We start from the raw sequence: 26,519 nt of genomic DNA on the forward strand, positions 1-26,519 counted from the left end.
GAGCCTTTTTTATGAATATACTGAGTTGAGTTTGTATAAATATGATGAATTAATTTAAATAAATTTCAAAATAAAGAGTAATCTTTAGTTTTTCTAAAAAACAAAAATAAGTCATTTAATGCCTAAATAAAAATAAGCTGTGTGTCGATTAATAATAAAAATTGTAAGTAAACCTATAGGCTTCTTTTATAAGCTAATTTAATTTTTCTTATACATCATGGGGATATGTTTTAGTTTTACCGAGCAATTAAAACAAAAATATTATAAATCAAAATATTATAAATAAAGGATTGCATAATTATAGGTTTTAAATGTTGATTTGAGATCTTATAAAAATTGTTTTTTGATACTGTCACCAATATGCAGCAAAGTAAATTTTTAAGATATTTTTAAATAACCCGACTTAAACGTATTTTTTTGAACTAAAACAGATTACTATAAAATATAAATTCGATTTTGAAATAACCATGATATCTACTTTGTATTTGCGTTAAAAATGATTCTGTTAACATCTAATCATATTTTTTTCTGGTTTTTATGAATAGGCTTTTGAAAAAGAAGCAGGTCAATTACAAAAACAAATTTGGGTATATGAAATGACAGAACTCAATGATCACGTCAATTTGGTTGTGGGTGCTATGATTGTAGCCATATTGATCTGCTATGCCATGATTGCATTACAAGGGGTACTGTTTAAATTTTTTTTGTATCAGCAGCATAAGAAAACGATCATTTTAATGAATGTTATTTTTTCTGCATTCATTGTGTGGTCTTTACAGTTTTTTGGTATGTGGATGATACAACAGCCAGATGGCGTTCTTCTGCAGAAATGGCTGTTACTCCCGTCATATTTAAGTATCTTAGTTGCTGCACTAGGTGCTACCTGGTTACTGATGCAGCCTAAGCTTGAGCGTTATGCTTTAGGTTTGGGGGCTATTGGTATTGGAAGTGCTGTTTTTTTGATGCATTATTTTACCATGATGACATTCATTCCTCTAAAACAGACACTTCAATATGATGTCTTGTGGACTGGAATTTTAGTCATGATTGCGGTTTTTGGATCTGGAGCGAGCTTATGGTTAGCCTTTAGGTTAAAAAATGTTCAAAATAATGCCTTTATCTTAAAAATAGCTGTCGCTTTTATCGTAGCTTTTAGTATTGTAGCAATGCACTACGCGGGCATATGGGCGGCGCATTTTAATATAAAAAGTAGCCATGTACTTCAAACAACAACATCTGGTCATATTGTGATACTAGGTATAGTAATTGTTGCCTGCCTAATTCTGATTGCTGCATTTTTTGTGGCATTACTAGAATTAAGGCTGGAAGAACGAAATCGTCAACTGACAGAGGTTCATAAAGAGTTAACGCACTTAACAACGCATGACACTTTAACTCAGTTACCGAACCGTTTGTATTTAAATGATTATGTCAAAATGATTCTGGCTGAACATCGTTTGCATCGTCAGCAAATAGCAGTCATCTACATTGACTTGGATCGTTTTAAATCCATTAATGATGCATTTGGTCATCATGTGGGGGATCAGTTGTTGGTGCAATTTGCCAATCGCATCACTGAGCAAATCGCAGAGCGCCAAACTTTATTACGCATCAGCGGTGATGAATTTTTGCTGATCGCAGAACATTCTTCTGTTGGGCAGGCAGAAGAATTAGCACAAAAAATTCTGACAGATATTCAGCAGGGTTTTAGTATTTCAGGACGTAATATTAATATTACGGCAAGTATCGGTATTGCCATGTATCCTGAACATGGTGAGCATCTGCAAGAATTATTAATGCATGCAGATATTGCGATGCAGGCATCTAAAGAGCAGGGGCGTAATACCTATAGTGTTTTTAATTATAATATTGAGGAATATGAAGAACGCCATCAATCCAAACTGATTAATGATCTCTTTAAGGCTATTGAAGAAGATCAGTTTGTTTTATTTTATCAGCCGAAATTTAATAAATACCGTAAAATTTGTGGTGTTGAAGCATTAATTCGCTGGCAGCATCCTAAAATGGGATTGCTTGGCCCAAATATGTTTATCCCCTTGGCAGAAAAAACAGGGTTAATCATTCCTTTGGGGTATTGGGTCATGGAGCAGGCCTGTAAACAGATTCAATTGTGGGAACAACAAGAGCAAAACTTTTATCCAATTTCGATTAACTTGTCGGCAGTGCAGGTTGAGCATAAATCACTGATACAAACTTTAAAGCAGTATATTGAAGAATATCAGATTGATACAAACCATCTGATTATCGAAATTACCGAAAGTACTGCCATGCATCATATTGACTCAAGTATCGAAATTTTCCAGAAAATCCGTAAATTAGGTGTGAAACTCTCGATTGATGACTTTGGTACAGGTCACTCAAGTTTCTTATATTTGAAAGATTTGCCAGTCAATGAATTGAAGATTGACCGAGCTTTTATTAAAGATTTACATCGCGGTTCAAAAGATGAACTGATTTTAGCCAGCCTGATTCAGCTCACCCGAAATTTGGGTTTAACCATTACGGCTGAAGGCATTGAAACTGAAGAACAACTGGAAATTCTCAACCGTTTAGGCTGCCAGCAATTTCAGGGCTTTTTATTAGGAAAACCATTTCCTAAAGAAGTGTTAGAACACAAATTTGCTATATATACCAGTTAAGAAATGCCAAGGCAGTTAGATCGTTTATGGACGGACTGACCTTATTTCTTCGGCTGGTTTTACATGGTTAAAAGTGAGTTGAGCCAAGATTGGGTATCGTATTGCAGGGAAGACATGAGATTGATGATGTGTGCCCTAAATATTCATGAACCCATTTAATGGCAGTATTCAATAGTCTGAATTAAAAAATGATGTATGAAGTCTATTCATTTATAAGAATGAATCGTGTTTTCAATGATGCTATAAATCTTTTCAAATTCACCATCATTTAACCAAGTCGAATTAGAAATACTAAAACATCTTTGTGCAAAACTTTCTGCTTGTGGCAAAGATGTATTTAAATGGGCGAGATTAGGATATTGATGTATTGCTCGTACAAATAATTTGGTTACACCCAAGCCTTGAGTCCATAGCTTGGCCAAAATAGCTTGTGCTAACTCAGGTCGATCTGCAAGCAATAAAATAAATGGAAAGTTAGAACTACTGTCAGTTTGTTCTTCAAAAACCTGAATATGAGGTAATTGTTTGAGTCTTTTAATTCTAGATCTTGCCTGATGCTGTGCATTTTGCCAGTGCTCAGGTAATCGGGATATCGCAGAAGCTGCAACCTGACTTCTCCATTGTCCTAGGCGATGAACAGGAATGTCATTTTGATCGAAATCATCTCCTACAGCCGTAATTTCATCATTATTTTTTAAAGCACGACGTAAACTATTTCCATAAATCAGAGCAAGTGTTGAAGGTCGATACAAAAAAGTATAACCGACTAACTCGATCATCCTTTTCAATTCCCAGTTGTTGAGTACAGGCAAATCTTGACATGCGGCATGCAATTTTTGCTGCAATTCTGGGTGTTTGCTAAATAATATCCCACCTTCGGCACTGGTGAGTCCCTTGCCAAAAGCGAGGCTAAAAAAGCCGATGTCGCTAAATAACCCAACACTTTGATGGTGATACTGAGCACCCATGGCTTGTGCCGCATCTTCAATCATATAAGTTTGATGTTGATCTGCGATGTGTTGAATACCTGCTAAATCACAGACTAAACCTGCTGTATGGGTGGCAATAATTGCGAGTGTGTTCGCGTTTGTTTTTAATTCGAGTTCGTTCAGATCATAATCAAAATGATCTTTTTTCAGGTCGCATAAAATAGGCGTTAAGCCCAGCTTTTCTATAGCTAATGGAACTAATGGGCATGTCCAAGCGGGAATAATGACTTGGTTTTTTTTGGGATGTATAGATTGTAGCGTCTTTAAGGCAACCATCAAGGCAACGGTTCCCGAGCAAGTCAGCGCTGGAGTCGGTACCTGTAAAAGGTTGGCGATTGAACTCGCCAAATCATATTTATGTCCAAAAGAAAGAAGATCCCTAAATAAAATAGGCAAACCATTTGTAGGGGGGATCTCTGTATTCATAGTTAAGAATGGATGTTATAAGGGACGTTTTCTACATCGGCTTTAGATTCATCTCTAGCTAAAAAGAAGACACCAGCAATAATAAATAGTGCGCCAATGATTTTGATGAATGTTAGAGGTTCGTTAAATAACCATATAGATAGTAGAGTGACACTAATCAGCTCAAGGTGCGATGCTGCAAAAGCGGGGCCGACTGGTGCATATTTTAATAGCGTCATCCAGGTAAAAAATGCCCCGATATACCCGACAAATGCACCATAAATCCATGGATGTGCAAATACTCGAATTAGCCAAGGAAGGTCAAATGAAAGTGGCATGGCATGCACAGATGCAAATTTGAAGCTGATCTGTGCCAGAGTATCAAACATCATAAGTACTAAAAAGCCAATAATATAAAAAGATTTCATGCGCCTAACCCTACAATAGTGACGCCAATCGAAATTAGAATGACACCTATTAATCTATTTCTGGATAATTTTTCTTTAAAAAAGAGTCGTCCCGCCAGCATAATCACCACAATATTGATGCTGCCTAGCATGATGCCATCAGATAATGGCACAAGAGATAAAAAGGCAAGCCAAGCAATAAACTCAAAAACGTAACAAAAAATACCAATCCAAAGCCATGGTCGCTGCAACATGGCTTTCCAGTGTTGTAAGCCTGCGTGTTCCGCACTTTCTGAAGCCGCTGCTTTAAAGGCGAGCTGCCCAACAGTATCAATTAAAATAGTGATAATCCATGCGCCAATAACCAGTGGGCTCATGCAATATTCTCTAATTCATGATCCAGTTGTGATGACGGGATGGATGCTTTGGGCTGATTCTTGATGGATTGACTATCAATATTTCGTATAAATTTTAACGACTCTTCAATCACCTGTTTACGATCATTATCAATCGTAATCATGTGGTAACTATTTTTAAGCCAGATGATTTGTTTTAATCCTGATACACGATCATAGATGATCTGGCTATTGCGACGATGTGAAATATCATCATTATAGGCGTGTAAGCAAAGAGAGGGCGCTGTAATGTTGCGCAAATTTTTTCTGACATTGCGTGATAAGCGCTGCAACTGATACAAAGAATGCCAAGGATTACCTGGTAATCCAGCTTCACTACTATCACCGCTATTCATTGCGTTGACGATACGAGCGCGTAGAGACTCATTACAAATGCCGTAAGGTTCAGCTTCATCAAATGTATTATGACGACCGATGTTTAAATGATAAACAATTGGCAGTGCAATCGGCGCAGCAATTTTGGACCAAAGCGGAATACTCCAGCCATCATACTGAAATGTGGGGCTGTAACAAATCACGCCACTGACAGGATGTTCAGAGGCATATTTTAAAGCCAGTAGTGCGCCCATAGACAAACCACTGACATAAATTTGGTCAACGTGCTGTTTAAGTTTCTCTGCACCGTCACATACGCTGGCATACCAGTCCTCCCAACGAGTTTGAACCAGATCTTCGATATCACCACAGTGACCTGCCAGTTGAACACCGTAAACACTGTAACCCGCCTGATGAAATGAACGGGCAATCCCACGCATTTCATTGGGTGTGCCTGTTAAACCATGAATCAGTAAAATACCAGTACGATTACCAGAAAGAAAAAATGAATTATCTGAAATCATACAGTCACCACAGCTAAACGCCCATGCTCTTCATCGCTATGAATCAGTTGCACCAATTGCTCCTGAATTTCAATAAACGATTTAAATGCTGCATGTTCAATATTTTTTTCAACACAATGATGAATCAGGGATTTTTTTGCAAAAACATAATCTGCTGTTTCCGAAAGGCAAAAGTCCGAACGACCATCACCAATCAAAATAATCTGTTCCTGAAAATGTTGTTCAGCCACTTTACATTTACATGTTCCACTTTGACTGATACAGCGTGGATTCGTATTTGGAAATTCAAGTTTCCAGTTGCGTTCGCTTACTTGAACCAAGTGATTTGCAATAATAGGTAAATCTGCAAGATCATACTTTTTTAAAATATATTTAATCACGACATCCATGCCATCACTCACAATGGTTAATGGAATCTTGTGTGCGGTTGTCATGTGTACAAAATCAATAAAACCTGTATCAATTTCAATATGATCTAAGCATTGATAGAGTTCATTTTTAGACATGTCGAGTAATTCAATCTGACGTTGCATACAGATCTTGGAGCCAATCTTTCCTTGTTCCCACTCTTGTTCTATTTCTACCCAGCCAGGTTTTGCAAAAGTTTCTAATAATGTGTCTGTTGTATCATTTAAACTAATCGTCCCGTCAAAATCACATAGAATATGCCATTGAGCCGAAGAAGGGAGATTGTGACGGATAAGCAACATATATGCCTCACAGCGTTTAATTATTTTTTTCTTCAGCACATTGAAGAAAATTTGATTTGCAACATATCGCTTAAACCTTAAATATTCCTTATTATCTCGGACCAAAGCCTAAAAACTCTGGGTGGAATTTATTTTGGTAACCAATGTACTAGAAGCTAAATATTTGAAAAATTAATATATATTTTGGAATTGTGCTAAATAATAAAATATATAGAATATTTGAATGAATTTTTTACTTTTGTATCTGATTTGTGTCAAATGATTGATAAAAAGAATAATCGATATATTTTGAGCGTCAATCAAAATTTGATCTAATTTTATGATTCATTTATTTGTTAGAAACAATAAGATATATTTTTTTATCTTAATAGCACTCAATTCTTGGGGTAATTATAGCTATGCAGAAGAGCCTGTTGCCCTGAGTGTAGGACTGAATACTTCTCTGGATTTTCAGGCCTATAAAGGGAAAACGGCTTGGATGAGTGTTTTACCTACTGTTTTCTATGACAATAAAAAAATTTACGTGGAAGGTGATGAACTCGGAGTCTATCTTTTAAATAATGATCAGAATCAATTTAGATTAAACGCCTATTATGATGACAGTTATTTTAGTCCTTCTGGAAAATTAAATGCTTTAAGAACAAGAAAATGGTCTGTCATGTCTGGTGCAAGCTATATGCGAATTACACCATTTGGTGGATTTAAAGCACAAATAGGTACAGATATTTTATCTCGAAGCAAAGGAACCGTAGCGACGCTTTCTTATTTGGCTGAACTGAATACTGGGAAATGGTCTTTTTACCCAGAGATTGGTTATCAGTGGAGCAATAGTCAATACAATGATTATTACTATGGTGTAACTGCATCTGAAGCACGTAATAGTGGGGTAACCGAATATCATCCTCAGGATAGTATTCAGCCCTATATGGATTTGAACTTTAATTATAATTTAAATAAAAAATGGAATGTTTTTGGTGGGGTGAATATAAATTATTTATCAAATCAACAATATAGAAGTCCTATCGTTAGAAACCGTATAGATTTTTCACCTTCTTTAGGGATAGTTTTTAAATTTTAAGCTTCAATTCAGAAAACTGCTTTTAAATTTTATGCCGTGGAAATGAACAAATGTGCTTCTATTTCGGTTGGAAAGACCAGTGGAATGCATCGAATAATTGAACAGTAAACATACGGTATAACTACCCAAAAGGATAGGTCTCATGACAATTAATGAAGCTCAACTATTAGCAGATGAGGCAAAATATTGCTCTCATGGAGATACTGTTCATTATGTAAATCCCCCAAAAATTTTTACAGATTGTCAGGGTAGTTATGTCTTTGATGATCATGGGACACCATACCTTGATCTACAAATGTGGTATTCAGCAGTTAATTTTGGTTATAAAAACCCACGCCTAGATCAAGCATTGATTAATCAAATTAATACATTGCCACAAATTGCAAGCCAATATTTACACCCTACAAAAATTGAACTCAGTAAAGTACTTGTTGAAGATATCTTGAAAAAAACAGGGGTGCAGGGCCGTATCCATTATAACGTGGGTGGTTCTCAGTCAATTGAGGATTCTCTTAAGTTAGTCCGTAATTTCTGCAAAGGCAAAAGCAGAATGTTTGCGTTTGAAGGTGGTTATCATGGACGTACATTAGGTGCGTCATCAATCACTTCTAGCTATCGTTATCGCCGCCGTTATGGTCATTTTGGTGAACGTGCTCAATTCATTCCTTTCCCATATCCATTCCGTCGTCCAAAAGGAATGACACCAGAAGAATATGCAGTCAAACTCGTTGCAGAATTCCGCCGATTATTTGAAAACGAATATCATGGTGTTTGGGATCCGAAAGTTCGTGAAAGTGAATTTGCGGCGTTCTATATCGAAACCATTCAGGGAACTGGCGGTTATGTCATTCCACCAATGAATTTCTACCCAGAACTGAAAAAAGTGCTGGACGATCATGGCATTTTACTTGTGGTTGATGAAATTCAGATGGGCTTCTACCGTACTGGTAAGCTATGGTCATTTGAACATTTTGATATCACACCTGACGTCGTTGTCTTTGGTAAAGCACTGACAAATGGTTTAAATCCATTGGCAGGTGTTTGGGCAAAAGAAGAAATGATCAACCCTGTCACTTTCCCAGTAGGCTCTACGCACTCAACATTTGCTTCAAACCCGCTAGGTACAGCGGTTGGTCTTGAAGTCATGAAAATGCTTGCTGAAAAAGATTATGAAAAACAGATCATGGAAAGTGGTGCTTACTTCCTTGAAGGTCTGAAAGATCTTCAAACACGCCATCCAGAAATTGGTGATGTTGATGGTCTAGGTTTGGCGCTTCGTGCTGAAATTTGTCAGACTGATGGCTTTACTCCGAATAAAGAGTTGCTCGACAAAATGGTCGATATCGGCTTATCTGGTACGCTTGAGTATGAAGGCAAACAATGTGGTCTAGTACTGGATGTTGGCGGATACTATAAAAACGTCATTACATTTGCACCAAACCTTGAAATTTCTAGAGCTGAAATTGATCAGGCAATGGTATTGCTAGAGCAATTATTAGTTCGTGCAAAAAAAGAGCTTTAATCTAAAAAATTAAGCTAGGCAGCATGCATAATCTATTTTATGTATGCTGCCGAACATATTTTTGAGATTAAAAAAAGAATAGTTGAATGATCATTTGGCTATTCTTTTTAATATTATAAATATACTTCTTAAATCTTATAGTTATGGTGAATTTAAGTATATTTTAGCACTGATATTTTTTACACTTATTGGGTTGAAATGAATAAGTTAAAAATCATATCAACTTTGGGTTAAAACTTATTTAATAAATATGAGTGTAGAAATTAATCTTAATCAATTAGAGCCACAAGCGTTAATTGACGCTTTTTTAAAATATCCACCAGAAACTTTTGAGGTGCAAAGCTCAAAAGAGGGTTTGCCATATTTTACGACGCAGTTTAATTTGCTAACGACATTAGATATCCCTGTTCGACAAAAAGTTGAATCTATATTTGGATATCAGTTTTGGGGAAAGCTACTTTATCTCTCCACGTGTTTTATTGGGACTACAGTCACAGAATACACACTTTTACCAAAAGATTATCAGATCGATGAAATTGTAGAAAATCTGAAAAAAAATTCAAAAAACAATACGTTAACGATTATTAAAGATTTACCATTAAACTCACCATTATTAACAGACTTCGAAAATCAATACAGTCAAAAGTTAATCAGCGCTGCTGAAAAACGAGGTTTTTTATCTTTAGAAGGGCAAGCTTTAGCTTATGTTGCAATTGATTTTCAGGATCGTGAAGATTATTTATCTCGATTTTCTAAAAGTCGGCGAAAAAATTTAAAAAGAAAACTAAAAAGTTTGGATGAGCTAAGATTAGAAATTGTAGATACAGGGTCTGATATTTTTAAAAAACACGATTTTCGGGCACATTTATATCAACTTTATTTGGCTGTTTACCATCAGAGTGAAATTCATTTTGATTTGTTGCGTTCAGAGTTTTTCGATGAAATTTTGCAAGACCCGAATAGTGGTGGAAAAGTTTTTCTCTATTGGAAAGATGATATTTTAGTGGGTTATAATATTTGTTATGAATATAAAAATAATCTCATCGATAAATATATTGGTCTCAATTATGCATTAGCGACCGATTATAATTTGTATTTTATTAGCTGGTTTGTCAATTTAGACTATGCAAAAAAACATAATTTAAACTTTTATATTGCGGGTTGGACTGACCCAGAGGTGAAATCAAAACTTGGGGCAAGTTTTACCTTTACACGGCACTTGGTTTGGATTCGTCAACCTGTACTCCGTTTTATTTTAAGAAAGATGCGCCATTTATTTGAGTCGGATACGCATTGGTATGAGCAATCTCAGGAGTCAAAATCATGAACAATCAGCATATGCGACAGCCCATTGTTCTCAATTTTGATGATTCGACAGGGATTCCCGAAAATGCATTTAATCTCAACCTGAATCCTTGGCAAGAGATGATTCGCTTTGGTTGTAAGTGGAGTCAGTTTAATCAGCTCTCTGCTTATTTAACGGATCAGTTACCTCAAAATACAGCGCTCGGTTGTACATTAATTGGGAGCGGAGACTATCATCATATTACGCAATATCTGCTTAATAGATTGAAAGATGTTGAACCATTTCATTTAATTGTTTGTGATAATCATCCAGATAATATGCGTTACCCATTTGGTATTCATTGTGGATCTTGGGTGTATTGGGCGAGTTTATTACCTCAGGTTGCCCGTATTGATGTGATTGGTATCGGTTCAAGTGATATTGGTTGGAAACATGCTTGGGAAAATCACTGGTCACCACTTCGCCATGGGAAGCTGCATTATTGGAGTATTCAGCAAAATGCCAGCTGGACCCGATGGATTGGAGCTTCAGATGCCTGGTTTAACTTCCAAAACCCAGATGATTTAATGCAAGAATTTTTATCACAAATATCATCGTTAAATTTAAAAACCTATCTTTCAATTGATAAAGATGTTTTATCAAAAGATGTGGTAATGACCAATTGGGATCAAGGATTTTTCTTAGAGCATCATTTAAAAGATTTAATTACACAGCTTAAAGGAAAGCTCATTGGCGCAGATATTACAGGTGATATCTCTGAATATCGTTATCAAAGTTTTTTTAAGCGCTTTTTAAGTGCATCTGATGGTCAGGGTGAAGAATTATTAGAAGAAAATATTAAATTGTTTCAAATTAATCAAAAGAAATTAAATAAAGCGTTAATTGAAATGATTAATCAAAGTTGGGTGAATGATTGATTTTGTTAAAATATAAAATGGAGTAAAATAACTCGATATCAGAAATGTGAAGGATATTTAATTTTACTTATTTGATTTACTTATTGAACTGTAAAATATATAAAAACATTGATATTGATCGAATTTGTCAAGTCTTTAGCTGTTAGAAAAATAAGAATATAATCTTGAATAATCCAAGTTGGATAGTAAGAGTATGTCAAATAAAAAAATAAGTAGCCTTGCACTGGCTGCTCTAGGGGTCGTGTATGGAGACATTGGTACTAGCCCGCTCTACTCATTTAAAGAAGCCTTTTTACATGGTCTTGCTTTAAATGAACTGAATATATTATCAGTTTTATCGGCATTCATTTGGTCGGTTCTTCTGATTGTTACTGTTAAATATATTAGCGTGGTGATGCAATATAATAATAATGGTGAAGGGGGAGTTTTATCATTATTAGCATTAGTTCTGAAAAAAATAAAACCAGGTTCTAAACAAGCGCGTGTTGTTCTATTACTTGGGTTGTTTGCGGCAGGGTTATTTTATGCAGATGCTTTTATTACACCTGCAATCTCTGTGCTTTCAGCAATTGAAGGGACAGAGCTGATTACCATACAGTTCAAATCATGGATTATTCCTATCACCATTAGCGTATTGATTATGCTTTTTTTGTTTCAACGTTATGGAACTCAAAAGATTGGAGGATTATTATTTGGGCCAATCATGATTATTTGGTTTTTAACGCTTGGTATATTGGGTTTAAAAGAAATATTTATAAACCCTGCTGTACTATATGCTTTTAATCCATTTTATGCAGTACAGTTCTTTTTTAATCAACCCAAAGAAGGTATATTTTTACTATCAGCAGTATTTTTAGCATTAACTGGTGGTGAAGCGCTATACGCCGATATGGGGCATTTTGGTGCACGTGCGATTCGTGTCGCATGGTATGGTTTAGTTTGGCCAAGTTTAACTTTGAACTATCTGGGGCAAGGTGCTTTATTAATGCATGAACCTACTGCAATTAATAACCCATTTTTCCTGCTTATGCCTTCATCAGGTTTAATCTTTTTAGTTATTCTTGCAACTTTTGCAACGGTTATCGCATCACAAGCGACTATCTCAGGAACATTTTCACTGACATTAGAAGCATCTCGCTTAAGTCTTTTGCCCCGAATTAATTTTTTACACACATCTGATCAAGAAAAAGGTCAGGTTTATATTCCCTTTATTAACTGGTTAATGTTGCTAGGGGTTCTGTTTCTTGTTGTTGCATTTAAATCATCAGGGGCATTGGCATCAGCCTATGGTCTTGCTGTATCGGGAACGATGTTAATTACAACGATTCTATTGATTTATATGCAACTGTTATACAGAGCATCTTATTTTAAATTATGTTTACTTGGGCTGTTCCTGATTATTGAAATTGGTTTTGTTCTTTCAAACTTGACCAAAATTGCAACAGGCGCCTGGTTGCCAATTTTAATTGGATGCGTAGTATTTTCGATTCTCTTTATTTGGCAAAAAGGAATGCATTATTTAAAAGAAGAGCGTCGGAACCAAAGTTTGAATTTGGATATATTGCCGAATATATTAAATCAGGGAATTCATAAAGTTAGCGGAACTGCTATTTATTTAACTTCGGATAAAGATTTGATACCAAATGCTTTATTGCATAATTTAAAGCATTATCAAGTGATTCATGAATATAATATTTCTCTAACGGTTGAAACCTTGAATTCACCTTATGTTGCTCAAGAGGATAAGGTGAAAGTAAATGAAGTTTTTGACAATTTCTATCAAGTCACAGTTTATTTTGGTTTTAGGGAATATCCTTATTTAGTTCCATTGATTGAAGGATTAAAGTTGCATGACTGGAAATTTGATTTAATGTCAACAACCTTCTTTGTTTCAGATACCATTATTATTAATAATGGGAACTTTTTAAATCATGTCGAATTTAATGTATTTAATATATTGTTTAGACAGGCGGGTGAAATTCATCAATATTTTGGATTACCGCCAAATAGGACAGTTCAATTAGGAACACAGGTTGCGTTGTAAGATTAAATACTTTTATTAACGATCAGTGTTTAATAACTCAATAAAAGAGGTGCTTCAAATATTGGGGCACCTTTTTTATTTATGGAGTCTTTTTTTATTCATCTATTAGATTTCTTTCATAAGTCATTTTTTATTTCTCTTGCGCTGCATTGAGATATATTTAAATTTTGCTCAGGGAGAAAAATAAAGAGGGTGTAAACGATTATGAAAGAAGTTTATTTTTCTGTTTATAGAATATAAAAAATAGTATAAATCATGATGAAAGGTATTTAATTAATGCAGCCATTTGCTTGGTTTAAAGCCGTTTGCGCCAAACTCAGCTGAATCGAAGTGACAGACAATGATGACGGGTCTCGTATTTCAGGTGATCTGCGAATTTTTAATTCTATCGGAGACAAAATTTACATCTGTTTAATTTTCAGATTATTTTGAAATGCTTAGGCGAGTGAACGCCGAAAAACAGGCAATATGCTTTCAAAATTTAATTCAATATGAACAGTTTAGGCAAATCAACAATCCATCAACAGAAATTCTTAAATCTGCTACAATGGCGCCAATTTTGAATCCCTATATTTTCTGTTTTGTACTCATGTTTAAATAGGTACAAAACTGCGTACATATTGAAGATTGCTCTCATGTTTAAAGATGAATTGGTGGCTCAGGTCGCCCAACGCCGTACATTTGCTATCATTTCCCACCCCGATGCGGGTAAAACCACGATGACAGAAAAATTGCTGTTATGGGGGAAAGCCATTCAGGTTGCAGGAATGGTGAAAAGCCGTAAGTCCGACCGTGCAGCAACTTCTGACTGGATGGAAATGGAAAAAGAACGCGGGATTTCCATTACCACCTCCGTGATGCAGTTTCCTTATAAAAATCATGTTATTAACTTACTTGATACCCCGGGGCATGAAGACTTCTCAGAAGATACTTACCGTACTTTGACCGCGGTTGACTCTGCGTTGATGGTGATTGATGGTGCAAAAGGGGTCGAGGATCGAACCATCAAATTGATGGAAGTCTGTCGTATGCGTGATACGCCGATCATTTCTTTCGTCAACAAAATGGACCGCGAAATTCGCGAGCCTTTAGAGTTGCTTGATGAAATTGAAAACGTGCTGAAAATTCAATGTGTGCCGATTACTTGGCCATTGGGGATGGGGCGTGATTTCGCAGGTGTATACAACTTATTAGAAAATAAACTTTACGTATATAAAGCTGGTTTTGGTTCAACCATTACCGATATTGAAGTGCGTGATGGTTATGATCATCCCGATATTCGTGAAAAAGTCGGTGAATTGGCGTTTGCTGCATTTGAAGAATCACTCGAACTGGTGCAAATGGCAAATGAACCGCTAGATCGTGAATTGTTCTTGCAAGGCAAACAAACCCCTGTGCTGTTTGGTACGGCGTTGGGTAACTTTGCTGTGGATCATGTCTTGGATGCGTTTATTCAGTGGGCGCCAGAACCAAAAGCGCATCCAACGCAAGAACGTCCTGTTGAAGCAAGCGAAGAAGGTTTCTCTGGGTTTGTCTTTAAAATTCAAGCCAATATGGATCCGAAACACCGTGACCGTATTGCTTTTATGCGTATTTGCTCAGGGAAATACGAAAAAGGCTTAAAAATGAACCATGTTCGCCTTGGTAAAGAGGTGCGTATTTCAGATGCCTTGACCTTCTTGGCAGGTGAACGTGAGCATTTAGAAGAAGCGTGGCCAGGCGACATTATTGGTTTACATAACCATGGTACGATTCAGATTGGTGATACTTTTACCAGTGGTGAAAACCTGCATTTCACGGGGATTCCACACTTTGCGCCAGAAATGTTCCGTCGCGTACGTTTGAGAGACCCATTGAAGTCGAAACAACTGCAAAAAGGTCTCAAAGAGTTGTCTGAAGAAGGCGCAACACAAGTGTTTATGCCACAAAACAGCAATGACCTGATTGTGGGCGCAGTCGGTGTACTTCAGTTTGACGTGGTTGCTTACCGCCTGAAAGAAGAATACAAAGTGGACTGTATTTATGAGCCAGTCAACATCAACACGGTACGTTGGGTTTCTTGTGATGATGAAAAGAAATTCAATGAATTTAAGAAAAAAGCGCATGACCAATTGTCTGTCGATGGCGGTGGGCATTTAACTTATCTTGCACCGAGCCGTGTGAATTTACAGATCATGCAAGAGCGCTATCCTGATATTCAGTTCCGTAATACGCGCGAACACTAAGTTGGGTAATATGAAAAACAGCTTCTTTTAAGAGGCTGTTTTTCCCCAAATGGATCAATGGACTAAACACATGAAACAACAGCAAACACTCATCATGACAATATTGTCGAGCGTATTGTTACTGAGTGCATGTCATAAAGAACCTGCCAAACAACAAGAACAAGCAGCCAGCAGCACACAAAATAGCAATCCCGATGTGTTGCCTTATCTCGATATTCAGACCAAGCGTGCTGAATATGCATTGCCATTTTGCGAAAAGAAAAACTGCATTGATATTGATATTCAGAGTTTAGTCACGAAAGATCCGTGGCTGAATCATTGGATTACGACAAATCAGAGCAAAGTGGTACAAGCCCAGATTGACTTAAAACAAAACTTGAGCTTGCAACAGGCGATTAACGCTTACGTGAAAAAGTCGGATGATTGGCAACATGAATTTTCAGCCAATCAGCCATATCGGTTACATATACAGACCCGCGTGGCTTCCCAGCGTAACCAGTATGTTTTGCTCCAGATGCAGGTGAGCAGTCGGCAGGCAGATGTCGAAATTAAAGAACGCCAATATTTCTTTGTTGCAGACCGTAAACTGCAAAAAGACCTGAAAATTTTAGATGTGATCGAGCTCAAGCAACAGGTGGCATTTGATGGGATTGTTCAAAGTGCTTACCAGCAATGGCTGAAAAAGCAGACCAAGAATGTACAGCTCGCGGCTCCCAAAAAATTGCATTGGGGACAAGCTGACTGGTTTTTCGATGGTGAAGGTGTAGGGTTACATTACCGTGCCAATGAAATTGTGAAAGATGCCAAGCAATTGGAAATTTTCCTGAACAAGTCGCAAACCCAGCAAATGCTCAAAGCGGATGTTTTTCACAAAATGTTTTAAAAAACAATACAACACTGTGAGCTAAATAGCGTTATTTTAATTAAAAGCATGACAATAAAGGCGGCATTGATGTTGCATAAAAATTCCTCGATCCTATTCTCTGTATCGGTGCTTAGTGCGAGTTTATGCTTGAGTGCCTGCCAGAAACAAAATGATGATGCCGAGCAGTCTGTCTCGACTCCGAAAGTGGCTCAGGTGAAACCAAAACCTGTACCATTTGAGTTTACGGCCAATGTAGACAATATCCCAGTACAGCTTCCTGCCTGTGAAGGTAACAATTGCCCTGAGTTTCAAGTACAGCGTTTAAAAAGCAATTATGCCTTTATTGATCAACAGGTGGATGCAGCAATTATTGCGACCTTACGGGATAATCTGGATTTAACCATGACTAACCCAGCAGCTTCGGAACTTGTGGCATCAGAGCCTCAAACGACCGATCTGCGTCAGCAAGTGCAGCAATATGCCAAAGCTTTTTTAGCACTCGATCAGGAACTGAAAAAGATGAATGCCAATCCGCAAATCAGTTTTCATGTTCAGCCTAAAATTTTGCGCAAACAGGATCATTTGGTTACGGTACAGCTCAATTCAGATAGTTTCTTGGGCGGGGCACATGGTGCTGCTGCACAACAATATTTAATGTTTGATTTAAAACATCAGCAGCAGCTTCATTTGAATGACATTCTATTGCCAGATCGTAGAAATGCTTTGTTAAAACAGCTGCATCAGCAGTTTGCACAGTGGGTCGAGGCGCAAAAACTGGCAGACAATGTTCAAGAATATGAAGATGCTTGGCCATTTAAACTCACGAATAATTTTTATCTCAGCTCGCAAGGTTTGGTGCTGCAATATGCCGAGTATGAAATCGGACCTTATGTGGTTGGAATGCCAAGTTTTACCATTCCATACGCACAGTTAAAAGGTATTCTTAAACCTGAATATTTACCAAAACCAGAGATAACGCAGACCAAAACTGCCAGCAAAGTCCAGCATTCAACATGAGTTTGGCTTTATTTGATACCCATACCCATTTCGATGTTCCTGAGTTTGATCCAGATCGGGAAATACTGGCGTACGCTGCGAAACAGGTTGGGGTGAAGGCTTTGGTGTTGATTGGGTTTGTACAGTCACGGTTTGATGATTTACTGGCGATACATCAACAACTTCAGCAGTGGAGTCATGTGCCGAAAAGCTATCTGGCACCTGGGTTACATCCATTTTATATTGAGGAACATCAGCCAGAACATTTACAGCATTTAGAGCATATGCTGAGACAGCAAACCTGTGTGGCGGTGGGAGAGATTGGTTTAGATACCTTTTTGAAACAGCATAAACAGCCTGAATTATTACAAAAACAAAAACAGTATTTTACAGCGCAACTGGAACTGGCACAGCAGTTTGATTTGCCTGTGTTATTGCATATTCGAAAAAGCCATGCCGAGGTTTTGGCACTGTTAAAGAAACAGCGTTTTCAGCAAGGCGGGATTGCCCATGCTTTTAGCGGTGGCATTGAAGAAGCCAAAGCCTTTATTCACATGGGTTTTAAACTGGGTGTTACAGGACAGATTACCAACCCGAATGCCAAAAAACTGCATCAGGTGGTACAGGCTGTGGGAGCTGAACATCTGGTTTTAGAAACCGACTGTCCCGATATGACGCCGCTTTGTTGTCAGGTCTTAAGTGAGCAGCGCACACGCAATACGCCCGTGAATTTACCTTTTGTACTCGAAGGTCTGGCGCAGAGCCTGAATCTGCCTGTTGAGCCTTTAGCTGAAAAACTTTGGCAAAATACCTTAGATGTTTTGCCGCTTGCAAAGACCAACATGCTCTAACCAAAACAGAACACTTCTCCAGTTAAATCGGCATAAAGTAAAGAAGAAAGGACGCCTAAAAATAAAATGCCGAATCGGAGGATTCCCGTATGGCTCATGCTAAATCTAAATACAGTCATATTAACAGTTTTCATGCATTACAAACCTTGCAGGTGGGTACGCACAACTACCAGTATTTTAGTTTGCCCAAAGCCGCTGAACGGCTTGGTGATTTAAGCAAATTGCCAAAATCATTGAAGGTGTTACTGGAAAACCTCCTGAGATTTGAAGATAACCATACGGTTACCAGTGCTCATATTCATGCGATTGCGGATTGGTTAAAACAAAAAACCAGTGAACAGGAAATTCAGTATCGCCCTGCACGGGTATTGATGCAGGATTTTACAGGTGTGCCTGCGGTGGTTGATCTGGCTGCAATGCGTGCAGCAGTTGCCAAAGCAGGTCAGAACCCTGACAAGATTAATCCGCTGTCACCTGTGGATCTGGTGATCGATCACTCGGTGATGGTCGATCATTTCGCCAGTAGCCATGCGTTTCATGACAATGTTGAAATCGAAATGCAGCGCAATGCCGAGCGTTACCAGTTCTTACGCTGGGGGCAGTCGGCATTTAACAATTTTAGTGTGGTGCCGCCAGGCACAGGGATTTGCCATCAGGTCAATCTGGAATATTTGGCGCAAGCGGTTTGGACAGCCGAAGATGACGGGCAAACTTTTGCCTTTCCTGATACCTTGGTGGGGACAGACTCACATACCACAATGATCAATGGCTTGGGGGTGTTGGGTTGGGGTGTTGGTGGGATTGAAGCCGAAGCAGCGATGCTCGGACAACCGATTTCTATGCTGATTCCCGAAGTGATCGGTTTTAAACTCACAGGAAAATTGCCTGAAGGGATTACCGCGACTGATTTGGTGCTAACCATTACCCAAATGCTGCGTAAAAAAGGTGTGGTGGGTAAGTTTGTAGAATTTTATGGTGATGGATTGGCAGATTTGCCACTGGCTGACCGCGCGACGATTGCCAATATGGCACCTGAATATGGCGCAACCTGCGGCTTCTTCCCGATTGATGAAGTGACCTTGGGATATTTACGTTTAACAGGTCGCCAGCCTGAACGGATTGCACTGGTTGAAGCCTATAGTCAGGCGCAAGGTTTATGGCGTAACGCAGGCGATGAACCTGAATTTACTGACAGCTTAAGTCTGGATATGTCCAGTGTTCAAGCCTGTTTGGCAGGGCCGAAACGCCCGCAAGATCGAGTGCTACTGTCGAATGTTGCTAAAACTTTTGATGAAGTCTTAGAACTCAGTATTAAGCCCGCCAAACAGGATAAAGAAAAACTTGAAAATGAAGGTGGCGGTACAGCCGTGGCTGCACAAACCGCCAGTGTGCAAAATGATGCGCCAAGCTGTACGCTCAATGGTGAACACTTTGAGCTCAAGCATGGCGATGTAGTTATTTCGGCAATTACGTCATGTACCAATACCTCCAACCCAAGCGTTATGCTGGCAGCAGGTTTGCTAGCGAAAAAAGCCATCGAAAAAGGTTTGCAGCGTAAACCGTGGGTAAAAAGTTCTTTAGCCCCTGGTTCTAAAGTGGTGACAGACTACCTTGATGCAGCAGGATTAACGCCATATTTAAATCAGTTAGGTTATCAGTTGGTGGGGTATGGTTGTACCACCTGTATTGGTAACTCTGGGCCTTTACCTGAAGTCATTGAAGAAGCGATTCAATGTCATGATTTAAATGTCGCTTCGGTACTTTCAGGTAACCGTAACTTCGAAGGTCGCGTGCATCCACTGGTCAAAACTAACTGGTTGGCTTCACCGCCATTGGTGATTGCTTTTGGGTTGGCAGGGACGATTCGTATCGATTTAACCACAGAGCCACTGGCGACCAACGATCAGGGTGAAGCAATTTACCTCAAAGATATTTGGCCGACTACAGAAGAAATTACAACCGCCTTACGGCAAGTCAATACGGCAATGTTCCACCGCGAATATGCACAGGTGTTTGAGGGAGATGCCAGTTGGAAAGCCATTCAGATTCCTGAAAGCCAAACTTATGCGTGGGATGACACCTCGACGTATATTCAGCATCCGCCATTTTTTGCAGGGATTGATCAGCCTCCTGCACCAATTGACAACATTGTCGATGCCCGAATTTTGGCGGTCCTCGGTGATTCGGTCACCACAGACCACATTTCACCTGCGGGAAATATCAAAAAAGACAGTCCTGCGGGACGTTACTTGCAAGCTCATGGAGTTGAGCCGAAAGATTTTAACTCCTATGGTTCACGCCGTGGCAACCATGAAGTGATGATGCGCGGCACATTTGCCAATATCCGTATTAAAAACGAAATGCTAGGAGGCGAAGAAGGTGGCAATACGATTCATATTCCGAGCGGTGAGAAACTGGCAATTTATGATGCGGCAATGCGCTATCAGCAAGAACATACACCACTGCTGATTATTGCAGGTAAAGAATATGGAACAGGTTCGTCGCGTGACTGGGCTGCCAAAGGCACGAATTTACTTGGTGTAAAAGCCGTGATTGCGGAAAGTTTTGAACGGATTCACCGTTCGAATCTGGTGGGCATGGGCGTGTTACCGCTACAGTTTGTTGATGGTCAAACCCGTCAAAGCCTGAATCTGACAGGTCGAGAGATTATTTCGATTTCAGGGCTTTCTGATCATTTACAGCCACATCAAAGCTTACAGGTACATGTCAAACGTGATGATGGTTCGCGTGATCAGTTTGAAGTGTTGTGTCGCATTGATACCCTGAATGAAGTGGAATATTTTAAAGCAGGCGGGATCTTGCATTATGTGTTACGTCATCTGATCGCATCCTGATTTTTCTCTTATAGGGGAAACACAAGGGACTGATGAAAGAAGTCTATTGATGTTCTAGAGAAAAAGCGCTGAGTTATTCTTGGCGCTTTTTTCATTCCCTCTAAGTTGCAAAAAGCAGTAAAATAGCCGCCCTGTCTTTTAATTCCTGAAATGTTAGTGCTATGACCGATCTTGCTCATGATGAATATGACCGCCGTTTTGCAGGTGTTGCCAAAATTTATGGTGAGCCGAATTTCAACCAGTTTGAACAAAGTCATGTCATGGTGATCGGCATTGGTGGTGTGGGGAGTTGGGCTGTAGAAGCCTTGGCGCGTACAGGGATTGGGCGTTTAACACTGGTCGATATGGACGTGATTGCATCATCCAATATTAACCGCCAGTTACCTGCTATCAGTTCGACACTGGGGCATGACAAAGTTGCGGTGATGGCAGAGCGTTGTCGTCAGATTAACCCGCGCATGCAGGTCGACGTCATTGATGATTATCTTAGCCCTGAAAATGTCAAAGAACTTTTGCTTGATGTGCCTGATGTGATTCTGGATTGTATTGATGATGTCAAAGCAAAACTTGCCTTGATGTTGCACTGCCGTTTTAACAAGATTCCATTGATTGTGTCAGGTGGTGCAGGCGGCAAACTTGATCCGCTGAAAATCCGTGTGGCGGATTTATCTAAAACAGAGCAAGACCCGATGCTGGCAAAACTGCGTGCCCAGTTACGTAGTAAAGGCATTTGTAAAAAGCCTAAAGACAAGTTTGGAATAACCTGTGTTTACTCGATTGATAATCCGTTTTCCAGTGCTGATGTTTGCCCAAGTGCGGGCTTGCGCTGTGGTGGCTATGGCTCGGCGGTAGTGGTGACGTCAAGTTTTGCCATGATTGCGGTGGCTGAAGTGCTGAAAAAGCTCGAAGCGCTTCGTAAAAAATCAGCTTGATGCCTGATGGGTGCATACATTCGCCGTAGAATTGTATGCATATCTTTTGATTATATTGAAACGCGTCTTTTTAAATGTACAGAGCACTATATTTACAAAAATGAAGAACAAATGGTCAGCAGTATCAACATGCTCGATACTGCTAACAAAATATTTAAAGCTGTGCTTCTCGTAGATAATCTTCTGTGCGTTTCATCGCCGCCTGAATGTTATCAATTGCCTGTTCAACATCGGCAAAGGTTTTGGCATTGCCACCACTCAGCGCCTGACGCCATTTGCGTGCGCCTGGTAAGTTCTGGAATAAACCTAAAATGTGTCGAGTAATAATGGACAATGGTGCACCTTCGGCAAGGCGTTGCTGAATGTAAGGCAACATCTGCTGCATGATCTCAAAACGGTCAGGCATGTCCAGATTCCACAGCTCACCAAGTTCTGCCAGCAAATATGGATTGTGATAGGCTTCACGCCCGATCATTACACCATCAACATGTTCCAGATGTGTTTTGGTTTCAGCAACGGTTTTTATCCCGCCATTAATTTCAATAAACAGGTGAGGGCGATCTTGTTTTAAGCGGTAAACATCTTCATAGCGTAAAGGGGGAACTTCACGGTTTTCTTTTGGCGATAAGCCTTTGAGTAATGCAATACGGGCATGTACCACAAAATGCGTACAGCCTGTTTGAGCAACCGTATCGACAAAATGCAGCATTTCCTCATAAGACTGCATGTCATCAATTCCGATGCGGTGTTTGACATGTACAGGAATTTGTACGGCATTTTGCATAGATGCAATACATTCAGCCACCAGTTCAGGTTCTGCCATGAGGCATGCACCAATTTTATTGTTCTGTACGCGATCGCTTGGGCAGCCAACATTCAGGTTGATTTCATCGTAACCCCAGTCTTGCGCCATTTTGCTACAGGTTGCAAGTTCTTTTGGATCTGAGCCGCCCAGTTGCAGCACAATCGGGTGTTCTTGCTGATTGAAGTTTAAATGACGTGGCGCATCACCATGAATAATTGCGCCTGTGGTCACCATTTCGGTATAAAGCACGACATTGGGGTTAAACAGGCGAGCAAAATATCGATAGTCTTTGGTGGTCCAATCCATCATCGGGGCGACACTGATTCGTGGAGATTTAGTGGTTTCAATGTTTTTGATATTAGTCATTAAAAATCATACCTTTAATCAATATTTCACAACCTGCGTGAATCTGTGTAAACCCATATTTAGATGGGGGAATCGGTTTGCATTTACACCAAATTTTACACCATAATAGAAAAAATGGTTTGTGGTGTAAATTATGGGGTCAATTACAGCTAGGAAGAGTGCGGATGGAAGTGTTAACTATCGTGCAGCCATTCGAGTTAATCGAAAAGGCTTTCCTACCTATTCTGAAAGCAAAACATTTCATTCAAAGAAGTTAGCTGAGATTTGGCTTAAGAAAAGAGAAGTCGAAATTCAAGAAAATCCAGATATTTTGCTCGGTAAGGAACAGTTAATTGATCTGACTTTATCAGATGCTATAGATAAATATTTGGATGAAGTCGGGAGCGAGTACGGAAGAACGAAACGCTATTCTCTGCTCTTAATCAAGAAGCTGCCAATCGCGCGCAATATTATCACAAAAATAAAATCAGTACATTTGGCTGAGCATGTTGCTTTAAGGAAGGGGGGTATTCCTCATCTTGGCTTAGAGCCGATTGCTACGAGCACTCAGCAACATGAGTTATTGCATATTCGAGGAGTCTTATCACATGCTGCTGTAATGTGGGAGATGGATATCGATCTGAACGGATTTGATAAGGCAACAGCTCAGTTAAGAAAAACTCGCCAAATTTCATCAAGTACCAAACGTGATCGACTGCCAACAAGAGATGAGCTAGTAGCTGTGACGAGGTATTTCGCTGAACGCTGGAAATCAAATAGATACGGGTCAAAGTACCCGATGCATTTAATTATGTGGTTTGCGATTTTTTCATGTAGACGTGAAGCAGAATTAACACGATTGTTTCTTCAAGATTATGATTTACACCACTCAACATGGAAGGTACATGATCTTAAGAATCCAAATGGTTCAAAGGGTAATCATAAATTTTTTGATGTTTTGGAGCCATGTGAAGTAATTATTAAGCGATTGATGCATCCAGATATTCGAGAGCGAATGTTAAAGCTTGGGCATGATGAAAATTTGTTATTACCCCTGAATCCAAGAAGTTTGGGTAAAGAATTTAGAGAAGCATGTCGAATGCTGGGAATTGAAGATTTATGGTTTCATGACTTGAGGCATGAGGGTTGTACCCGATTGGCTGAACAGAGCTTTACTATTCCTGAAATTCAGAAAGTGAGTTTGCACGATTCTTGGAGTAGCTTGCAGCGATATGTATCAGTTAAAAGAAGAAGGAATATTATTCAGTTAGAGGAAGTGCTACGTCTCATCGATGAAACGTAGCAAAATCTTTGGAAGCTTCTGAATACTTTTTGTCTAAAATATCTGCTAAGTCTTTAACGTGCACCAGAAAAGGTGCACGTTTACTTTGATCTATCTTAAAAACAGAGAACGGAAATTCTTGATTATTCGCCTTTCTCAATGCTTCTGCTTTACTCAGATGAGGGTAATAATCAGCAACTACAGCCATCAATTCAACAGTCATAGAGCGATATTTAATAAACAGGTATTCATTGGTGCTCATTTGGAATGCGCCCATTTATAATAGACCTCCCGTTAATTACTTTTAGTTTCTAGCTAAGTATTTGATTTAGCTTTTATTCATGGTTGTATATCAAGTTACTGATTGAATTGCTTTTTGTGTTGTATTTTGGAAGATAGAATGGCTCTTACGGTAAATTTCATCAAAAGCATTAGCAAGCTCATTTAAGTGTACAAAAAGTGGACCTTTCTGGCTATCATCCAAGCGAATACACGAGAATGGGAATTTATGCTGACGTGCTTTTTCCAAAATTTTCTCTTTGCATAAATTAGGATAAAAATCTTTGGTAATATCCTCTAACTTGATGAGATGTGTTCGGTATTTTAAAAATAAGTAATCGGCTGTATTTAGTTCGTACACTGTGAGGCTCCTATTTAAAGTGCAATTAAGTAAAGTAGGGCTTTGGAAAAATATTATTCAAGTAAAAATAATTTTCAGAAGACCTTATGGGAGCCATTGTAAAAAATCGAAATAGTGGTGAAAATTGCTAAATCGGGACTCCTTTTTTTGACACTAGATTGTTTATGCCTAAGCTTAATGATGTTCAGAATACAGCTCTTGAGATTATAGATTTTATATATTTCTTTGATTTTGTTTCACTTTCAACTATAACTGCTCGGAAAGTAGACATTTATGAAAGGCTAAATGATTTAGTCGAAAGTTTGATTGTAAACAAGAACTTGAAAGGTCAAGAAGCTGAGACATATAAGCATTATCTGTTATGTGGGGTAGAGATTCTTGCTACTTATAATGCAGTTCAAGAATTGAATTATACAGACCCTAATTTAACGGAAAGGCAGAAACAAGAAGTTAATAAACAAGTTAATCACCATAGATTGAACTTAGTATGGAATGCTTTATTAGAAGAAATGAGGGAAAGTAAAGTATCTGAGAAAAGTTTTGCTAAAGATGTCGTTATGCTTACTATAAAATCAGGTATAGGACGGGCTTCCCATTCTGTTAGCTTCAGGTTGGTTGCTCAGATGTTAGCATTTGAGCAAGGTGGCAATATTTCATGTCATGTCTATCGTAGGCTTATCAAGTTAAAAATACTAAATAGTAGCAAAGAAACGCTACAAGACCATTATGATGAAATTGATAACAAGCATATATTCTTGAGAGCATTATTGTTTGTAGAATTTGAAATGTTACGGAAGCGATTATTCTGTGAGTATGGTGACCAGCCGTTAATCATGGAAGTAGCGCCTAATGATATTCTTGAAAGCATTAGGTCAAGGAGAGAAGCTTATTATCAAAAATATCAAAGTCTTTTAAACACTAGTAATAATTTTATTCGCATTAATAACAATGTGGATGTAATGGATAGCGAACAAGTACAAAGATATATTAAATCGATTAGTAAAAACCTATGCCATAATCGTATATTTTCAGAATTTAAAGGTACGTGGATTAGTCTGTTTGGAACGTGGCATTTGATTTGTGAGAAAGGATTTGAGCTTGATAATCCAATTTATGCAGCTATGAAGAATGATGATAGCTGTAGTGCTAGGGCTGAAGAAACCATGCGTAACCAATATGGTTTTGTAATTTCTGCTAGGAGTTTGAAAGACTGTTATAACAGGGTTAAAAATTTATACTTTTTCATTAGAGATTGTGTGAACGATATTGTAGAGGAGCCAAAGCATGGTTTTATTGCTCCTGATTTAGCAACTCATTTCTATTATCATCCAAATATGTCGAAGAATCTACTAGAGGTGCTTGAAGAAATCAAAGGATAAATATTATCTAAATCATTTATATTGTTTAGCTTATAATGGATGGGGTATCCC

Annotated in this window: 22 protein-coding genes; 14 read left to right on the top strand and 8 right to left on the bottom strand. The window is 38.5% G+C overall.

Annotated features, from left to right (window positions below):
• Window positions 1-596: 596 nt before the first annotated feature.
• The gene (locus P255_RS02475) at window positions 597-2,660 is read left to right on the top strand and encodes a bifunctional diguanylate cyclase/phosphodiesterase (RefSeq protein WP_004903284.1); all 2,064 of its coding nucleotides are present in this window, start codon (window positions 597-599) and stop codon (window positions 2,658-2,660) included.
• 206 nt (window positions 2,661-2,866) lie between these two features.
• Here the strand turns inward: P255_RS02475 and P255_RS02480 are convergent, their stop codons facing one another.
• The 5 genes from P255_RS02480 to P255_RS02500 form a co-directional block, all read right to left on the bottom strand.
• Window positions 2,867-3,997: a DegT/DnrJ/EryC1/StrS family aminotransferase gene (locus P255_RS02480; RefSeq protein WP_228130661.1), complete on the bottom strand. Its 1,131-nt coding sequence runs from the start codon at window positions 3,995-3,997 to the stop codon at window positions 2,867-2,869.
• An 80-nt stretch (window positions 3,998-4,077) separates the two neighbouring features.
• Window positions 4,078-4,482: a DMT family transporter gene (locus P255_RS02485; protein ID WP_004903287.1), complete on the bottom strand. Its 405-nt coding sequence runs from the start codon at window positions 4,480-4,482 to the stop codon at window positions 4,078-4,080.
• Complete coding sequence (locus P255_RS02490) at window positions 4,479-4,838, bottom strand: EamA family transporter (RefSeq protein ID WP_004903290.1); 360 nt, start codon at window positions 4,836-4,838, stop codon at window positions 4,479-4,481. The genes P255_RS02485 and P255_RS02490 overlap by 4 nt, the downstream gene beginning before the upstream one ends.
• Window positions 4,835-5,716 carry an alpha/beta hydrolase gene (locus P255_RS02495; RefSeq protein ID WP_004903292.1) on the bottom strand — a complete coding sequence of 294 codons (882 nt, stop codon included), beginning with the start codon at window positions 5,714-5,716 and terminating at the stop codon, window positions 4,835-4,837. Before P255_RS02495 ends, P255_RS02490 begins: the two co-directional genes overlap by 4 nt.
• On the bottom strand, window positions 5,713-6,426 hold the full coding sequence (locus tag P255_RS02500) for an MtnX-like HAD-IB family phosphatase (RefSeq protein ID WP_004903293.1): 714 nt from the start codon (window positions 6,424-6,426) through the stop codon (window positions 5,713-5,715). The genes P255_RS02495 and P255_RS02500 overlap by 4 nt, the downstream gene beginning before the upstream one ends.
• 319 nt (window positions 6,427-6,745) lie before the next feature.
• Here P255_RS02500 and P255_RS02505 point away from each other — a divergent pair, with 319 nt between their 5' ends.
• From P255_RS02505 to P255_RS02555, 11 genes are all read left to right on the top strand, one after another.
• The gene (locus P255_RS02505; protein WP_004903295.1) at window positions 6,746-7,504 is read left to right on the top strand and encodes a MipA/OmpV family protein; all 759 of its coding nucleotides are present in this window, start codon (window positions 6,746-6,748) and stop codon (window positions 7,502-7,504) included.
• 142 nt (window positions 7,505-7,646) lie between these two features.
• Complete coding sequence (locus P255_RS02510) at window positions 7,647-9,026, top strand: aspartate aminotransferase family protein (protein WP_004903297.1); 1,380 nt, start codon at window positions 7,647-7,649, stop codon at window positions 9,024-9,026.
• A gap of 250 nt (window positions 9,027-9,276) precedes the next feature.
• Window positions 9,277-10,353 (top strand): GNAT family N-acetyltransferase, encoded by a 1,077-nt coding sequence (locus P255_RS02515; RefSeq protein WP_004903299.1) that lies wholly within the window; start codon window positions 9,277-9,279, stop codon window positions 10,351-10,353.
• Window positions 10,350-11,249, top strand: a complete 900-nt coding sequence (locus tag P255_RS02520; RefSeq protein WP_004903301.1) for a hypothetical protein — start codon at window positions 10,350-10,352, stop codon at window positions 11,247-11,249. Before P255_RS02515 ends, P255_RS02520 begins: the two co-directional genes overlap by 4 nt.
• A gap of 193 nt (window positions 11,250-11,442) precedes the next feature.
• Window positions 11,443-13,293 (top strand): potassium transporter Kup, encoded by a 1,851-nt coding sequence (locus P255_RS02525; RefSeq protein WP_004903303.1) that lies wholly within the window; start codon window positions 11,443-11,445, stop codon window positions 13,291-13,293.
• Between the two features lie 635 nt (window positions 13,294-13,928).
• The gene (locus P255_RS02530) at window positions 13,929-15,518 is read left to right on the top strand and encodes a peptide chain release factor 3 (protein WP_004903305.1); all 1,590 of its coding nucleotides are present in this window, start codon (window positions 13,929-13,931) and stop codon (window positions 15,516-15,518) included.
• Between the two features lie 70 nt (window positions 15,519-15,588).
• A complete protein-coding gene (locus P255_RS02535) occupies window positions 15,589-16,401 on the top strand; it encodes a hypothetical protein (RefSeq protein ID WP_004903307.1) in 813 nt (270 codons plus the stop codon).
• A 69-nt stretch (window positions 16,402-16,470) separates the two neighbouring features.
• The gene (locus P255_RS02540) at window positions 16,471-17,400 is read left to right on the top strand and encodes a DUF3298 and DUF4163 domain-containing protein (protein ID WP_004903308.1); all 930 of its coding nucleotides are present in this window, start codon (window positions 16,471-16,473) and stop codon (window positions 17,398-17,400) included.
• 2 nt (window positions 17,401-17,402) lie between these two features.
• Window positions 17,403-18,230: a TatD family hydrolase gene (locus tag P255_RS02545; RefSeq protein ID WP_228127534.1), complete on the top strand. Its 828-nt coding sequence runs from the start codon at window positions 17,403-17,405 to the stop codon at window positions 18,228-18,230.
• Between the two features lie 89 nt (window positions 18,231-18,319).
• Complete coding sequence (gene acnA, locus P255_RS02550) at window positions 18,320-21,085, top strand: aconitate hydratase AcnA (protein ID WP_004903311.1); 2,766 nt, start codon at window positions 18,320-18,322, stop codon at window positions 21,083-21,085.
• A 161-nt stretch (window positions 21,086-21,246) separates the two neighbouring features.
• A complete protein-coding gene (locus P255_RS02555; RefSeq protein ID WP_004903314.1) occupies window positions 21,247-22,017 on the top strand; it encodes a tRNA threonylcarbamoyladenosine dehydratase in 771 nt (256 codons plus the stop codon).
• Window positions 22,018-22,171: 154 nt separating this feature from the next.
• On the opposite strand, the gene dusA is transcribed toward P255_RS02555, so the two are convergent.
• Window positions 22,172-23,188: a tRNA dihydrouridine(20/20a) synthase DusA gene (dusA, locus tag P255_RS02560; RefSeq protein WP_004903315.1), complete on the bottom strand. Its 1,017-nt coding sequence runs from the start codon at window positions 23,186-23,188 to the stop codon at window positions 22,172-22,174.
• A gap of 133 nt (window positions 23,189-23,321) precedes the next feature.
• Here dusA and P255_RS02565 point away from each other — a divergent pair, with 133 nt between their 5' ends.
• Window positions 23,322-24,470, top strand: coding sequence for a site-specific integrase (locus P255_RS02565; protein ID WP_004903318.1), 1,149 nt, complete (start codon window positions 23,322-23,324; stop codon window positions 24,468-24,470).
• On the opposite strand, the gene P255_RS02570 is transcribed toward P255_RS02565, so the two are convergent.
• Both P255_RS02570 and P255_RS02575 read right to left on the bottom strand, forming a co-directional pair.
• Complete coding sequence (locus P255_RS02570; protein WP_004903321.1) at window positions 24,454-24,726, bottom strand: pyocin activator PrtN family protein; 273 nt, start codon at window positions 24,724-24,726, stop codon at window positions 24,454-24,456. The two genes, P255_RS02565 and P255_RS02570, sit on opposite strands and share 17 nt — an antisense overlap.
• A 75-nt stretch (window positions 24,727-24,801) precedes the next feature.
• A complete protein-coding gene (locus tag P255_RS02575; protein WP_004903323.1) occupies window positions 24,802-25,089 on the bottom strand; it encodes a pyocin activator PrtN family protein in 288 nt (95 codons plus the stop codon).
• Between the two features lie 164 nt (window positions 25,090-25,253).
• On the opposite strand from P255_RS02575, the gene P255_RS02580 reads away from it, so the two are divergent.
• Window positions 25,254-26,468: a hypothetical protein gene (locus P255_RS02580; RefSeq protein ID WP_004903324.1), complete on the top strand. Its 1,215-nt coding sequence runs from the start codon at window positions 25,254-25,256 to the stop codon at window positions 26,466-26,468.
• The last annotated feature ends 51 nt before the right edge of the window (window positions 26,469-26,519 follow it).

This window comes from Acinetobacter brisouii CIP 110357 (assembly GCF_000488275.1).
Taxonomy (GTDB): domain Bacteria; phylum Pseudomonadota; class Gammaproteobacteria; order Pseudomonadales; family Moraxellaceae; genus Acinetobacter; species Acinetobacter brisouii.

Bases quoted from the DNA above. Each gene is read 5' to 3' on its own strand.
- P255_RS02475 (WP_004903284.1), top strand. From the start codon at position 597: ATGACAGAACTCAATGATCACGTCAATTTGGTTGTGGGTGCTATGATT.
- P255_RS02485 (WP_004903287.1), bottom strand. From the start codon at position 4,482: ATGAAATCTTTTTATATTATTGGCTTTTTAGTACTTATGATGTTTGAT.
- P255_RS02490 (WP_004903290.1), bottom strand. From the start codon at position 4,838: ATGAGCCCACTGGTTATTGGCGCATGGATTATCACTATTTTAATTGAT.
- P255_RS02495 (WP_004903292.1), bottom strand. From the start codon at position 5,716: ATGATTTCAGATAATTCATTTTTTCTTTCTGGTAATCGTACTGGTATT.
- P255_RS02500 (WP_004903293.1), bottom strand. From the start codon at position 6,426: ATGTTGCTTATCCGTCACAATCTCCCTTCTTCGGCTCAATGGCATATT.
- P255_RS02505 (WP_004903295.1), top strand. From the start codon at position 6,746: ATGATTCATTTATTTGTTAGAAACAATAAGATATATTTTTTTATCTTA.
- P255_RS02510 (WP_004903297.1), top strand. From the start codon at position 7,647: ATGACAATTAATGAAGCTCAACTATTAGCAGATGAGGCAAAATATTGC.
- P255_RS02515 (WP_004903299.1), top strand. From the start codon at position 9,277: ATGAGTGTAGAAATTAATCTTAATCAATTAGAGCCACAAGCGTTAATT.
- P255_RS02520 (WP_004903301.1), top strand. From the start codon at position 10,350: ATGAACAATCAGCATATGCGACAGCCCATTGTTCTCAATTTTGATGAT.
- P255_RS02525 (WP_004903303.1), top strand. From the start codon at position 11,443: ATGTCAAATAAAAAAATAAGTAGCCTTGCACTGGCTGCTCTAGGGGTC.
- P255_RS02530 (WP_004903305.1), top strand. From the start codon at position 13,929: ATGTTTAAAGATGAATTGGTGGCTCAGGTCGCCCAACGCCGTACATTT.
- P255_RS02535 (WP_004903307.1), top strand. From the start codon at position 15,589: ATGAAACAACAGCAAACACTCATCATGACAATATTGTCGAGCGTATTG.
- P255_RS02540 (WP_004903308.1), top strand. From the start codon at position 16,471: ATGTTGCATAAAAATTCCTCGATCCTATTCTCTGTATCGGTGCTTAGT.
- acnA (WP_004903311.1), top strand. From the start codon at position 18,320: ATGGCTCATGCTAAATCTAAATACAGTCATATTAACAGTTTTCATGCA.
- P255_RS02555 (WP_004903314.1), top strand. From the start codon at position 21,247: ATGACCGATCTTGCTCATGATGAATATGACCGCCGTTTTGCAGGTGTT.
- dusA (WP_004903315.1), bottom strand. From the start codon at position 23,188: ATGACTAATATCAAAAACATTGAAACCACTAAATCTCCACGAATCAGT.
- P255_RS02565 (WP_004903318.1), top strand. From the start codon at position 23,322: ATGGGGTCAATTACAGCTAGGAAGAGTGCGGATGGAAGTGTTAACTAT.
- P255_RS02570 (WP_004903321.1), bottom strand. From the start codon at position 24,726: ATGGGCGCATTCCAAATGAGCACCAATGAATACCTGTTTATTAAATAT.
- P255_RS02580 (WP_004903324.1), top strand. From the start codon at position 25,254: ATGCCTAAGCTTAATGATGTTCAGAATACAGCTCTTGAGATTATAGAT.